This is a genomic window from Gallibacterium salpingitidis (assembly GCF_001678495.1).
GTDB classification, from domain to species: domain Bacteria; phylum Pseudomonadota; class Gammaproteobacteria; order Enterobacterales; family Pasteurellaceae; genus Gallibacterium; species Gallibacterium salpingitidis.
The window spans coordinates 1-12,956 of record NZ_JTJL01000038.1 but is presented as its reverse complement, the minus strand read 5'-3'; the positions used below and the strand labels follow the sequence as shown (position 1 = coordinate 12,956).

Below are 12,956 nucleotides of genomic sequence, written 5' to 3'. Positions count from 1 at the left end.
GGCTGTGAGTTGAAACACCACATCACAAAGAAAAAGAATTTGTCACGTTATCCAGCCACCTGCGTGTGGCTGTGAGTTGAAACGGTTATCAAGCGCTGGAAATACTCTGGAGTTATGAAGGCAGCCACCTGCGTGTGGCTGTGAGTTGAAACGATTTGTTCGGCTTGATATGTGTAGCTTAATCCAGCAGCCACCTGCGTGTGGCTGTGAGTTGAAACATTGACTCGCCCAACATTTCAAGATTTACGTTTGGCAGCCACCTGCGTGTGGCTGTGAGTTGAAACATTGCTTGCATTGATTTTTTAAATAATGCTGCTGCGCAGCCACATCACGTGGCTGTCATCTATCAGATATCAAAGTTACTATATTTTGTAGCAGCTACTTCGAAGCAACATATCAAAAAAATAGCTGGCATAATGCACAGCTATTTGGATTAACGCAATGAAATTGATTGATTATTTATTATTAATAATTTCAGCGACTTCTACCTTACGGTTTTCATAGCGTGAACGGGTACAAGCATCAGCGGTAGCGATTGCAGCACGAGCTGCTTCCCCAGTCAGTAATTTGGCAAATTCTTCTGATGGCTTCATACCATGCATAATATCATTAAGATATTTCATCTCTTTTTTCATTACTGAACTCAACCATAACGGTGTCCGTTTACCCGGATGTCCATATTGGATAGCGCCGTCCATTTCTGTTCCTGTATAAATGCGGGTACGATCATCATCCTCTTCTTGTGTTTCGTGAATTAAGAAATGGGTATCTTTGCCATCAACACGTAACGTACCGCCACAATGATACATATCGAGTTTAATTGCTCCTTTTTCCCCTTGGATTAAGACATAATGTTCTCCCCAACGGAACGCTGAACCCCATTCCAATACTGCAAATCGTCCATCTTCAAATTCTAAATTGAGGAACAACATATCATCTTCATCACCAAATTTTTCACCTTGGTGAGCCACATTCCCTGCCGTCATCGTAACTGTTTTCGGCATTCCCCCCATTAAAAATTGCACACAATCTAATTCATGAATATGGTGATAAAGATGACCACCTGATTTAGCCCTAATCTTCTTCCACGAAATGCTTGGTTGTACATCTTCCCAGCCATTACGTGCAGTATGACAATAAAGCACTTTACCAATCACACCTTGATTAATCAGCTCTTTTGCATGATGTACACCATTAAAGAAATTCATAATATGACCTGCCATAAAGGTCACACCATTTTCCTCACAAGCACGTACCATCTCATCACAATCGGCATAACTCAATGCAATTGGTTTTTCACAGAAAACGTGTTTTTTATGTTTTGCTGCTAATAATACTGGCTCTTTATGCAGATAATTTGGTGTCGCTACAATCACACAATCTACATCATCACGACTAACCAATTCTTCTAAACTATTTGCAGCGTCACATTGCAACTCTTCTGCAATAGTTTTTCCATTTTCAGGGTCATAGACTACTGTTACTTTGGCATCTTCGTTTTCATTCATAAAACGTGCTAAATCTGCTCCAAAATAACCTACTCCGACTACACCATACTTCACCATTTTATTTCTCCTTGAGAATAGTAATTTCAAAATTAATTTCTTATTTCACAGAGCCTTCAGATAATCCACCTGCAATTTTGTTTTGAATAAAGCAGAAGAAGAGTACTGAAGGAAGAACCACTAATACTGAGGCTGCCATCATATCGCCCCAATCCAGAATTTCTGCACCATTCAATGAGCGTAGTGCCACAGCTACAGTCATCTTGCTGGTGTCATTCACTAAAATCAGTGCATAAAGGAATTCATTCCACGCATTGATAAAGGTATAAATAGCTGTTGCCACAATACCTGGCGCCACTAATGGCAACACGATCTTAAAGAACACCGTAAATTTATTCGCACCATCAATTTTTGCTGCTTCCTCAATTTCAATTGGCACAGTTTGGAAAAAACCAACTAATAGCCACACTGCATAAGGCACACTAAAAGAGAGATACACAATGACTAAACCAAAGGTAGTGTTTGTTAATCCTACTTTTGCCATCACGATAGAGTAAGGAATAGCTAATAAAATCGGCGGGAAAATATAGGTTGTAATCAATACCTTAGACATAATCCGCCCTAATCTTGGAAAAAATCGCACAATACCGTAGGCTGCCATTGCAGAGATCACCGTCGCAATCAAAGTAGTACTAAGTGCAATCATCAAACTATTTTTAATATTGACGATAAAATTTAAGTCATAAATCACATGACGGTAATAATCTAAGGTGAATACTTTCGGCCAGAAACTCGTTGGATCCCCTGTTAGCTCACCTTTGCCTTTTACGGAAGAGATAATGATCCAAACTAATGGGAAAACCGCAATGACCGTCACTACCATTAGGTAAGCATGACAAATAAGATCACCTAGCATTGATTTTTGCTTTTTCATGAGTGAGCTCCTTCTTTTTCCCAACGACTAATGACTTTGAAATAGATGAAACATACAAGTAAGAGGAAAATAAACAGTAATACTGTCACTGCTGAAGAACGCCCTAACATCTTCGTTCCCCATCCCATGTTGTATGCCAAAATAGGAATGGTCATTGTTGAATTTGCTGGACCACCACCGGTCATCAAATAGATGATGTCAAAATTATTGAAAACCCATACTGTTCTAAGTACTACAAGTAGCCCAACAACCACTTTAATATGTGGCAACGTAATATGGCGAAATACTTGCCACGCATTTGCGCCATCAATTCTCGCTGCTTCATATTGTTCCTGTGGAACAGTCTGTAATGCAGAAAGAACATTGACCATAATCAATGGTGCACCAAACCAAATATTGACGAAAACTAAACTAACAAATGCCCACGTACTATCTGATAAAAAGTGAGGTGCGACATCCATCAAACCTAATTTGACGATCACATTTGGTAAATAACCGTACACTCCGTTTAAAATCCATTGCCAAGAAAAAGCAATGACAATGGTTGGAAATGCCCAAGGAATAATCAGCAAAATCTTATATAACCACTGCAAGTGGCGAATACGGTTTAGTGCCATTGCGAGAGAGAAACCGACTAAGATCTGTCCAACTAAAGAAAATACTGTCCATTTAATAGAATTTAAAAAAGCCCACCAAAATGTTGGATCACCTAATACTGCACGATAGTTATCAAATCCGACAAATTTGTAATACGGCATAATTAAGTTTTTATTGGTAAAACTATAAAAAATGCTCGATAAAAATGGATAAACAAACAATGTAGAAACTACTATCAATGCAGGCAGTACAAAAATCCATCGGGTATAGTTTTTTGAAATCACGAACCCTCCCCTTCCCATCATTTGTGGGAATGAAAAACTATCAAATCATTTATGGCTAGAAGGTGGGGCAATTTGCCCCACATTTATTGATTATGGTGCAACCATTTCAAACAACTCATTTAGTTGTTTTTCAGCTTTTTTCGCTGCTACCATCGGATCAGTACCATTTGCAACTATGTCTTGGAACATTGCTTCAATGATATGTTGGTTCGTTAATAATCCACCTTGTACGGTTGGACCATGTTCGTAACCAATTGCAGTTCCTTTATCCACTGCTTCAGCAATGACTTTTTCTGCGTGACTAAATTGTTTAATCATTGGATTATTCGCATAGGCAGGATCACTAGAAATACCTTTTATAGCAGGTAACATTCCTACAGGAACAGATTGTAAGAATTTGATATAACGATCTTTTTGATAAAGCGTTTCGATAAATGCTTTACTAATCTCTGGATGCTTAGAAGTTTTCCAAACAACAAGCGGAATATTTGCCGTTTCTAAGCCACGATCAGGATCATTCGCATGAATTTTTGGTACTGGATAAGCATCAATTTCACCAAGTAATTGTGGTGTATTTGTTTTTACTCCACCAATTTGGAAACCAGAGTTAAAATCAAACGCCGTTTTACCTTGATAATAGAGTGTTGCTTGTTTTAATACATCATAGTTAATTGAATCTTTTGGTGAAGTTTCTTTATACATCTTCACCCAATATTTGATGCCTTCTTGCGCCAATGGGCTAGTAAGATCCGCTTTAAGATCTTTAGTTAACAAACTACCACCACCACTTCTAACATAAAGATTTAAGAATCTTGTCGCAATAAAGTCATTGGTTCCCATTGGTACAGATAAACCATATACTCCGTCTTTCGTTAACACTTTCGCTGCGTGATAAAGCTCATCCCACGTTTTCGGCACTTCAAGGTTATGCTTTTTCAATAAATCTTTGCGAATCCACATTACTTGAGCATGGGAATAAAGTGGTAATGAATAGTTATTTCTATCTACTGTACCTTCACTAATTGCAGCTTTAGAGAATTTATCACGCCCAATCTTATCAATAAGATCATTAATTGGTAATAATGCACCAACATTGATCATTTCTACTACTTGATTTGGTAATGCCGTACTCATATCTGGTACATTGCCAGACGCAAATCCTGTCGTCCATTTAGTGTAAAAGTCATTCCAAGAGAAAGTTTCAATTTTGATTTTTACTTTTGGATGTTCTTTCATAAATTCATTAGCCGCTTCTTGGATAACTTCCAAACGAGGACCTTGAGTAAAGGAGTGCCAAACAGTGATATTACCTGTTAAATCAGCTGCTAACGCATAACCACTAAAAATACTGCTGCTTAATACAACTGATGCGCCAACAGTTAAAAGACTTTTCAATTTCATACAATGCTCCTTATGAAAGAAAATTAGAGAAGAGATTGTTCAGTTTCAGGATCAAAGAAATGCGCTCTTTTCATATCGAATGCGAGAGTAATACTTTGTCCCATCTTAATTTGCTGTCGAGAATGTACGATAGCTTTAATGCTCTGCTGTCCCACATCAAGATGCACAATATATTCAGCACCTAACAACTCAGCGACATTCACTGGTGCTGTAATCATCGCTTTTTGGTAGCTACCTAAAAGTAATGGTTCATTTGAAATATTCTCAGGACGAATTCCCAAAATCACCATTCTTCCATCCCAACCGTTATGTTCAAGTGCCGCATACATATCGTCTGGAATACTAAAACTATGTCCATCTTCCGTAACAAAATTACCTTGTTGAATACGTCCATGTAAAAAATTCATTGTCGGTGCACCAATAAAACCCGCAACAAATAAGTTATTAGGATGATCATAGATTTCTTTTGGTGAGCCAATTTGTTGCACAACACCTGCACTCATTACGACAATTCGATCAGCCATCGTCATTGCCTCTGTTTGATCGTGAGTTACATAAATCGTTGTCGCATTTAATTGAGTATGAATACGGATAATTTCCGCACGCATATTACTGCGCAATTTTGCATCCAAATTAGATAAAGGTTCGTCCATTAAAAAGACTTTCGGTGAACGCACAATAGTCCGACCAAGTGCAACACGCTGTCTTTGTCCACCAGATAGTGCTTTTGGTTTACGATCTAATAGTGACTCTAGACCTAAAATTTTTGCGGCTTCTTTAACCTTGCGATCGATTTCAGCCTTATCCACCTTACGCAGTTTTAATGCAAACGCCATATTTTCATAAACAGTCATGTGTGGATAAAGCGCATAAGATTGAAAGACCATCGCAATATCTCTATCCTTTGGTTCAACGTCATTAACCAAACGATCATCAATATAAAACTCCCCTTCAGAGATATCTTCTAAACCAGCAATCATTCTTAATGTTGTTGATTTCCCACAACCAGATGGACCAACTAAAGCAATAAATTCTTTATCAGCAACTTCTAAATTGAAATCTTTTACTGCTTCAAAACCATTGCTATAACGTTTGTAAATATGACTTAACGATAGTGTTGCCATAAGCCTTCCTTTTTTATTTGTTGCTTATTTATTGACTGACAAGTCACTAAAAATAAGCTACCATTTATACAACTTAGAGATAAGACATCTGATGTCTAAAACTTAGAGATATGATGTCTTATTTTGCTTAAATTTTCTGCGATAAAGATCACAAAAATGAAAAAATCAACAAAAAAAGCTACAAATCTGGCATTACAAGAAGAGATCAAACAACTGATCTTAGATAAAGGATTAAAAGCAGGCGACCTTATGCCCACTGAAAATGAGCTAATGACATTATTAGATGTAAGCCGTTCTAGTTTGCGTGAAGCCGTTAAATCATTGGAAGCATTACATATTTTAGATATTCATCATGGTGTAGGTACTTTTATTAGTGAATCATCATTAACCCCAATGATTCAGAGCCTAGCTTTCCATACTCAATTACAACTACAAGACAACATCAAATATTTATTAGATATATTAGATGTACGTGAGATTTTGCAATATGGCTTTGCACCATTGGCTATTGCTAAAATCAGCGATCAAGAAGTAGAACAATTACAGCAACTTAGCTTGCAGATGAAACAACAAGCTCGTGATGGTCAATATGCGTATGACGCCGAATATCAAATTCATCTGCAAACATATAAATCCATCAAAAATACCTTACTTTCTCAGTATCTTGATGCTTTCTGGCAAATATTCCAAATGCAAGAGGATAAACTCCCACCTTCTCCATTTACTCCAACAGAAATTGCACTAAGCTATCAAGAATGGGTAGATGCTGTTGAAGCGAGAGATATTAATCGTTTCCAACATACTATATTGATTTATTTTCGCCATCTACGCCAACGTATTAGTCAATAGGAGGTTATCACAATGAAGATGATTAATGTCGCCTTAGTAGGTTGTGGTTTCTTTGGGCAGCAACTTGCAACTGTATTCAATAAATCTCCTTTTAAATTAGTAGGGGTCACCGATCTACAAATCAGTTTAGCGCAAGATCTTTCACTAAAATATGATGCTACTGCTTATGCTGATTTATCAAGCTTATTAACCCAACAACACGTTGATTTAGTATTAATCGCCACGTACAACCATAGTCACCGACAAATCGCTGAACTCGCATTGCAAAATGGTTGTGCAGTTTTTATCGAAACTCCGTTCACTATTAATCCAATAGATGCTGAAGCATTGATTCAGTTAGCAAAAGAGAAACAATGCCCGATCTTTGTTGGACATTGCTTGAGAGTCTTACCTGGTTTACAACAGGCAAGACAGATTATTCAACAACAAATTCTAGGAAAAATTACTGTTGTACGTGCCAATCGACAACGTTGGTTAGATCCAATTTTTCAATCTAATTGGTGGAAAAATGATATTCAACTCACTGGCGGTAAGTTATTCCATGAAATCCATGAGTTAGACCTTTTAGGTTGGTTAGTCGGTGAAGTAGCGAATGTTTTTGCTCAATCAACCAATCGTGCACATTTAGAAACACCAGATCATCATGATGTTATTCAGTTATTGCTACAATTTAAAAATGGTGTCTATGGTTCTCTGGAAATGGGATCAGCCTATCATCTGTTTAAATGGGACATCATTATCCATGGCGAGCTTGGTTCAATGTTGATTAATTTCTTTACTTCGAGTGTTACCATTTCTTTTGCTAATGGTCATCGTCAACAGTTTAATATGTATGACGAATTCGAGGCTGATTTATCGTTACGTGAAAGTAGTAAAGGTATTCAAAAATATGGTCAACCTAATGAACGTTGTCCTTACTGGTTGACTCGTGCTATTGAATTGGAAGCCGAAAGTGTCTTAGCTCACTTACAGCAAGAACAACCAAGCGTACTATGTGAATTACCAGCAAGAGCTATTTGCATAGCTAATGCAGCAACACAATCCATCAAAAACAAGGAGCTAATTTCTGTCACTTATTGTGAAGAATAATTATAAACAAAGCTGCCATCAGAGAGTGATGGCAGCTTTATCTTATATCAATGAGCTATCAGAATTAATAAACGCCAACCACAATGGCAATAAAAATCCACATTCCGACGTAATTATTATTAAGAAATGATTTAAAACAGGCTTCGCGAATTCGGGTTTTGGTCATTTTACATTGATAAATAAAATGGGCAGCTGCGATTGCCAGCACAATAAAATAGCCTGTATTTAATTGTTGCGCATAACCAAGGTAAATCAGCAATAACAGCGTAATCAACTGTAGCAACGCAATGATTTTATTATCATACTCAGCAAAGAGAATAGCTGTTGATTTTACACCGATCCGTAAATCATCATCCCGATCTACCATTGCATATTGCGTATCGTAAGCAATTGTCCAGGTTAAATTCGCTAAGAATAAAATCCAGCAATCTAATGGTAAAGCTTCCACTGTAGCGCCATAAGCCATCGGAATTGACCAACCAAATGCTGCACCTAAAAAGAGTTGTGGCAAATGGGTATAGCGTTTCATAAATGGATAAATAAACGCTAGCAAAACCGCAATAACGGATAAGGCTATCGCATAAAAATTTAATTGTAAGACTAATAAAAACGACAAAAACACTAAAGTTACAAACAGGACTTTAGCTTCTGTTTCTGAAACGGCGCCTGTTGCCAATGGGCGGCGGTTAGTCCGTTTTACTTCACCATCAATATGTCGATCTGCATAGTCATTAATGACACAACCAGCAGAACGCATAAAAACAACACCTAAGATAAAAATCACCAACACTTTAGGATCGGGAAAACCGTTATTTGCTAACCATAATGCCCATAATGTTGGCCATAATAAAAGAAATGAACCTATTGGATTATCTAAGCGCATTAATTGCACATAGCTTGGCCATTTACTGAACTTCATAAATTCTGTCATACTTGGCTAGGACAAACCTTCACAACTAAATTACTATTTTCTACTAATGATGACATCTCTCCTGGCAGAGGACGATCCGTAAACAGATAATCAAACATCGTAACTGGCCCTAAACGCACCATCGCACGACGTGAAAATTTGGAATGATCTGTAACTAAAATACTGGTTCTTGAGCTCTCAATAATGGTACGTTTTACTTGCACTTCGTGGTAATCATAATCTAATAAAGAACCATCGTGATCGATTGCACTAATGCCCAAAATACCAAAATCTAAGCGGAATTGGGAAATAAATTCCATTGTGGCTTCACCAATAATACCGCCATCTGGGCGTAATCCACCGCCAGCAATAATAATCTGGAAATTCTCTTTATCCATTAAAATATGCGCGGCATTCAAATTATTAGTCACAATACGCAAATTTTCATGATTTAATAAAGCGCGTGCTACGGCCTCAGCGGTAGTACCAATATCAATAAATAAAGAGGAGCCATTAGGAATTTGTTGAGCAACACATTTCGCCACCCATTCTTTCTCTTCGCATAATAATGTCTTACGAGAAGCATAGTCACTGTTTTCTGAAGTAGATGGTGAGGCTGCTCCGCCATGGTGACGACGAATTTCATTTCTCGCCGCTAATTCATTTAGATCTCTACGAATGGTTTGTGGACTGACATCTAATTCAGCAACTAACTCTTCGGTACTGATATAACCGTGTAATTTCACTAATTCAATAATACGGTTATGGCGTATTGCTTGTTTCATAACTACCTCACATAGTGTGACTATTCCCTGTAATTCTACTAAAAATCAGTATCTTTTCATTAAATTTTTGTGAAAAATCATTGGGATTTATGTTTATTCCATAAAATATCGAACCCTGCTAACAAGCATCCACTAATTAATCCTGCAATATGTGCACTATTTCCCATCGATATGCCCAATAACGGTGAGAAAAAGCCACTAACTATCCCAATAATTAAAAACCAACTAAAACCTGTTGGAATATTAAATTTTCTCAATGGATCAAAATAATTGCTTAACCACACATATCCCAATACTGCATAAACTACTCCTGATAAGCCAAAAAAAGCTGGGCCTGAAGTAAAATATTGAGCAAAACCACTAATCACTCCTGAGAATAGATATAAGAACAGTAGCTTTCCTGTACCTTGATAACGTTCAATTAAACCAGCAAAAATCCACCACCATAATAAATTGAATAATAGGTGAGCTAAAGACAGATGCACTAAAGTATGGGAAAGATACCGCCAAAATTCAGCTGTTTGAAACGGCAATTCAGGAAAATGAAAATAGGCAAAAACCTCATTACCCGCTATTAAGGTTAATCCATAAATAGCCACACACAATAAGGTAATGAAAAAAGTAAATTTTATTGCCAATAAATTACGCCAATGTAATTGCCTATAAACATTATGAATAGGCCGAAAGAGTTGAGCAAATGATAAAGTTGTACCGTTTTGCCATTCTGCTTGACTAAATTGTGCTGCAGCTGGGTTTTGCATAAACTGTGCGGCAATATCTTGAACTTGCTTAATCACGTCAGGTTCATCATTCAATAAATAGAGATGAAAATATTCGTTCTCTTGCTGAATCTGAATTTGATACTGATATTGTTGTTGAATAAATTGTTGGAATCGTCTTGCGAGTTCTAGTTGTGTACTACTGAAAAGATAATGCATTCTGGGTAATCCTAGAGGTTAATCATAAAATCCGTTATACTGCCGTTCACCATTCTTAATCAATAATGTTTTATGCGCAAAAAAAATAACTTTCCTGAAGGCTTTTCCAAATTTTCTTGGGCGATTGCCATTTTTTGTATTCCTGCTTTTCTTTGGCCATTATCATTATTACTTTCGCCAAGCTTAAAACTGAACCCAAACCTTTCCGAAGCTGCTTTAACCAATATGTCAATTTTTATGTGGAGTTATCCACTATTACTGTTTATTTTGGCGCGTATTATTTATAAATTACATCAACGCAAACCAAAATTTGCAGCCTATTTGTTAGCAATTTGCTTCGTATTATTTTATCTCGCTGTATTCATCATCGCAGTACGTGGATTTAACTAATTACGACTGTAAAAATTCAATAATCTGTTTGAATGCTGATGCTCTAATTTCATCAGTTTCAAACATGATTTCATGTTTTGCACCAGCAATCTCAACTAAATGAACTGAAGGTGACGAAGCAAATAATTTTTTCACTTTATTAGTTGAAACAATTGATTCTTCACCTGACTGTAAAATTAACATTGGCATTTGAATTTTTGGTGCTAAATTTGGCAACTTTTTAAAAGCAATAATGATGCGATGAACCCAACCAAAAGTTGGCCCGCCTAATCTAGCTTCTGGGTGTTTTGCCACCATCTGATTCATAAAATCCAATCGCGCTTTACTATGCGTTAAATCGGTTGTGGCAATATTGGCAGGCTTATAAGGGCCCTTCGTGAAAATATAACGACCAGAAAATCCAAATAACACCATCAACATCACAACAATTTCATCTCTTAATGCAGTTTCTTCTCGTAAACCTAAAAATGGGGAAGATAAAATAACTTTATCAATATGATGCGGATAAGTTGCTAAATAATAGGTTGCTAATAATCCTCCCATAGAATGGGCAAACAAAACCTGTTGTTGATACTGTTTTTGTTGTAATACTGTCTGAATGACCAAATCCATGTCATCGATATAGTAGCGGAATTGATCAATATAGCCTTTATGTTTATCTGCTAACAAGCGATCTGAGAAACCTTGCCCTCTATGATCAAATAATAAAACATCATAACCTTGCTGATAAAAGTCATAGGCAATTTCACTCCATTTGGCGATATTCTCACCTCTACCATTGACTAAAATCATCAACTTAGTGTGATTAATATTTGTGACATAGCGATAAGCTATCTGCTTATTTTGATTACCTACCACATAACAAATAGGAAATGATTCAATAAAAGGAAGTAAGGTATCTTCAACAAATTGATTAAAATGGTCTTCGCGTGATTGGAACATATTTTTAAATTAAATCGTAAAAAAGATAAAGCCACACGACTTTATCTTTTCTGTTTTTATTTCGCAAATAATTTTGTTAGATGGGCTTTATATTCCGCAATATGCTGTTCTACATTTGGATTTTTAATAACATCATTACAAATAAATGTTGGTAACGCAGTAATACCCAAAAACTCATTTGCTTTTCTAAAATGCAAATAAACGCCATCAACTCCTTTGCCTTCAAAGAAATCACCTTCACGTTCAAAGGCTTCAATTGGTGCATTCCAAGTTAAAGACAGCATATGTTTTCTACCTTGTAATAAACCGCCTGTACCATAACCTTCTGTTGGATTGACACGATGACGACCATCACTTTGATAAAGTTTACCATGACCAAAAGTAAAAACTTGATCAATATATTTTTTTACAATCCATGGTTCACCCATCCACCAACCAGGCATTTGCCAAATCACAACATCCATCCAAACAAATTTTTCAATTTCTTGTTCAATATCATAGCCAGCATCAATAGTGGTTTCTTTTATTTCGTGTCCTAATGCAACAAGCGTATCCTTTGCAACATTATGCAATGTAGCATTAAGCTGTCCATGAGAATGTCCAAATGATTTGCCACCATTTAGTAATAAAATCTTCATTTTTCTTATCCTTATCAAATATTTACTTAGAGAAACTCTTTTTCTCTCCCAAAAAACAAAACCCGCCTAAAAAGACGGGTCTTTATATTTATCTTCGCAATTCAATTATTTTTTGATGTTTGCTACAACACCTGCGCCTACTGTACGGCCACCTTCACGAATCGCAAAACGTAAACCTTGGTCCATCGCGATTGGGTGAATCAAGCTTACTGTCATCTTGATGTTATCTCCTGGCATTACCATTTCCACACCTTCTGGTAACTCGATTGTTCCTGTTACGTCAGTTGTACGGAAATAGAATTGTGGACGGTATCCTTTGAAGAATGGAGTATGACGACCACCTTCTTCTTTTGATAATACGTATACTTCTGCTTCGAAATCTGTGTGTGGGGTGATTGAACCTGGTTTCGCTAATACTTGACCACGTTCGATTTCTTCACGTTTGGTACCACGTAATAACGCACCAATGTTTTCCCCAGCACGTCCTTCGTCTAATAATTTACGGAACATTTCTACACCAGTTACGGTTGTCTTCGTTGTATCTTTGATACCTACGATTTCAACTTCTTC

The 12,956-nt window shown here is 36.8% G+C and carries 14 protein-coding genes; 3 read left to right on the top strand and 11 right to left on the bottom strand.

The genetic code is table 11. From position 1 onward, the window contains the following. Positions 1 to 455 precede the first annotated feature (455 nt). From QS62_RS07370 to QS62_RS07350, 5 genes are all read right to left on the bottom strand, one after another. Positions 456 to 1,565, bottom strand: coding sequence for a Gfo/Idh/MocA family protein (locus QS62_RS07370; RefSeq protein ID WP_066108135.1), 1,110 nt, complete (start codon positions 1,563 to 1,565; stop codon positions 456 to 458). A gap of 40 nt (positions 1,566 to 1,605) precedes the next feature. Next, positions 1,606 to 2,439 (bottom strand): carbohydrate ABC transporter permease, encoded by an 834-nt coding sequence (locus QS62_RS07365; protein ID WP_066108133.1) that lies wholly within the window; start codon positions 2,437 to 2,439, stop codon positions 1,606 to 1,608. Next, on the bottom strand, positions 2,436 to 3,338 hold the full coding sequence (locus QS62_RS07360; protein ID WP_066108130.1) for a carbohydrate ABC transporter permease: 903 nt from the start codon (positions 3,336 to 3,338) through the stop codon (positions 2,436 to 2,438). The genes QS62_RS07365 and QS62_RS07360 overlap by 4 nt, the downstream gene beginning before the upstream one ends. Before the next feature lie 72 nt (positions 3,339 to 3,410). After that, positions 3,411 to 4,721 carry an ABC transporter substrate-binding protein gene (locus QS62_RS07355; protein ID WP_066108128.1) on the bottom strand — a complete coding sequence of 437 codons (1,311 nt, stop codon included), beginning with the start codon at positions 4,719 to 4,721 and terminating at the stop codon, positions 3,411 to 3,413. Positions 4,722 to 4,744: 23 nt separating this feature from the next. Beyond that, complete coding sequence (locus QS62_RS07350) at positions 4,745 to 5,845, bottom strand: ABC transporter ATP-binding protein (RefSeq protein WP_066108124.1); 1,101 nt, start codon at positions 5,843 to 5,845, stop codon at positions 4,745 to 4,747. A gap of 156 nt (positions 5,846 to 6,001) precedes the next feature. On the opposite strand from QS62_RS07350, the gene QS62_RS07345 reads away from it, so the two are divergent. After that, complete coding sequence (locus QS62_RS07345) at positions 6,002 to 6,694, top strand: FadR/GntR family transcriptional regulator (protein WP_066108121.1); 693 nt, start codon at positions 6,002 to 6,004, stop codon at positions 6,692 to 6,694. 12 nt (positions 6,695 to 6,706) lie between these two features. Continuing rightward, positions 6,707 to 7,783: a Gfo/Idh/MocA family protein gene (locus QS62_RS07340; protein WP_066108118.1), complete on the top strand. Its 1,077-nt coding sequence runs from the start codon at positions 6,707 to 6,709 to the stop codon at positions 7,781 to 7,783. Positions 7,784 to 7,847: 64 nt separating this feature from the next. On the opposite strand, the gene ubiA is transcribed toward QS62_RS07340, so the two are convergent. From ubiA to QS62_RS07325, 3 genes are all read right to left on the bottom strand, one after another. After that, positions 7,848 to 8,714 (bottom strand): 4-hydroxybenzoate octaprenyltransferase, encoded by an 867-nt coding sequence (gene ubiA / locus QS62_RS07335; protein WP_066108115.1) that lies wholly within the window; start codon positions 8,712 to 8,714, stop codon positions 7,848 to 7,850. Continuing rightward, positions 8,711 to 9,478 (bottom strand): DeoR/GlpR family transcriptional regulator, encoded by a 768-nt coding sequence (locus QS62_RS07330; protein WP_066108112.1) that lies wholly within the window; start codon positions 9,476 to 9,478, stop codon positions 8,711 to 8,713. Before QS62_RS07330 ends, ubiA begins: the two co-directional genes overlap by 4 nt. A 77-nt stretch (positions 9,479 to 9,555) precedes the next feature. Next, entirely contained in the window at positions 9,556 to 10,416 is an 861-nt protein-coding gene (locus QS62_RS07325) for a rhomboid family intramembrane serine protease (RefSeq protein ID WP_066108109.1), read from the bottom strand. Positions 10,417 to 10,488: 72 nt separating this feature from the next. Here QS62_RS07325 and QS62_RS07320 point away from each other — a divergent pair, with 72 nt between their 5' ends. Beyond that, positions 10,489 to 10,806: a DUF5389 family protein gene (locus tag QS62_RS07320; RefSeq protein ID WP_066108106.1), complete on the top strand. Its 318-nt coding sequence runs from the start codon at positions 10,489 to 10,491 to the stop codon at positions 10,804 to 10,806. Here the strand turns inward: QS62_RS07320 and QS62_RS07315 are convergent, their stop codons facing one another. From QS62_RS07315 to QS62_RS07305, 3 genes are all read right to left on the bottom strand, one after another. Next, the gene (locus QS62_RS07315) at positions 10,807 to 11,748 is read right to left on the bottom strand and encodes an alpha/beta fold hydrolase (protein WP_066108104.1); all 942 of its coding nucleotides are present in this window, start codon (positions 11,746 to 11,748) and stop codon (positions 10,807 to 10,809) included. A 56-nt stretch (positions 11,749 to 11,804) separates the two neighbouring features. Beyond that, complete coding sequence (locus tag QS62_RS07310) at positions 11,805 to 12,386, bottom strand: NAD(P)H-dependent oxidoreductase (RefSeq protein ID WP_066108102.1); 582 nt, start codon at positions 12,384 to 12,386, stop codon at positions 11,805 to 11,807. A 105-nt stretch (positions 12,387 to 12,491) separates the two neighbouring features. Then, a partial coding sequence (locus QS62_RS07305) for an EF-Tu C-terminal domain-related protein (RefSeq protein ID WP_156550100.1) occupies positions 12,492 to 12,956 on the bottom strand: 465 nt, incomplete at its 5' end.

Excerpts from the sequence above, each read along its gene's own strand:
- QS62_RS07325 (WP_066108109.1), bottom strand. The coding sequence starts at position 10,416 with ATGCATTATCTTTTCAGTAGTACACAACTAGAACTCGCAAGACGATTC.
- QS62_RS07340 (WP_066108118.1), top strand. The coding sequence starts at position 6,707 with ATGAAGATGATTAATGTCGCCTTAGTAGGTTGTGGTTTCTTTGGGCAG.
- QS62_RS07330 (WP_066108112.1), bottom strand. The coding sequence starts at position 9,478 with ATGAAACAAGCAATACGCCATAACCGTATTATTGAATTAGTGAAATTA.
- QS62_RS07320 (WP_066108106.1), top strand. The coding sequence starts at position 10,489 with ATGCGCAAAAAAAATAACTTTCCTGAAGGCTTTTCCAAATTTTCTTGG.
- QS62_RS07310 (WP_066108102.1), bottom strand. The coding sequence starts at position 12,386 with ATGAAGATTTTATTACTAAATGGTGGCAAATCATTTGGACATTCTCAT.
- QS62_RS07370 (WP_066108135.1), bottom strand. The coding sequence starts at position 1,565 with ATGGTGAAGTATGGTGTAGTCGGAGTAGGTTATTTTGGAGCAGATTTA.
- QS62_RS07360 (WP_066108130.1), bottom strand. The coding sequence starts at position 3,338 with ATGGGAAGGGGAGGGTTCGTGATTTCAAAAAACTATACCCGATGGATT.
- QS62_RS07350 (WP_066108124.1), bottom strand. The coding sequence starts at position 5,845 with ATGGCAACACTATCGTTAAGTCATATTTACAAACGTTATAGCAATGGT.
- QS62_RS07315 (WP_066108104.1), bottom strand. The coding sequence starts at position 11,748 with ATGTTCCAATCACGCGAAGACCATTTTAATCAATTTGTTGAAGATACC.
- ubiA (WP_066108115.1), bottom strand. The coding sequence starts at position 8,714 with ATGACAGAATTTATGAAGTTCAGTAAATGGCCAAGCTATGTGCAATTA.
- QS62_RS07345 (WP_066108121.1), top strand. The coding sequence starts at position 6,002 with ATGAAAAAATCAACAAAAAAAGCTACAAATCTGGCATTACAAGAAGAG.
- QS62_RS07365 (WP_066108133.1), bottom strand. The coding sequence starts at position 2,439 with ATGAAAAAGCAAAAATCAATGCTAGGTGATCTTATTTGTCATGCTTAC.
- QS62_RS07355 (WP_066108128.1), bottom strand. The coding sequence starts at position 4,721 with ATGAAATTGAAAAGTCTTTTAACTGTTGGCGCATCAGTTGTATTAAGC.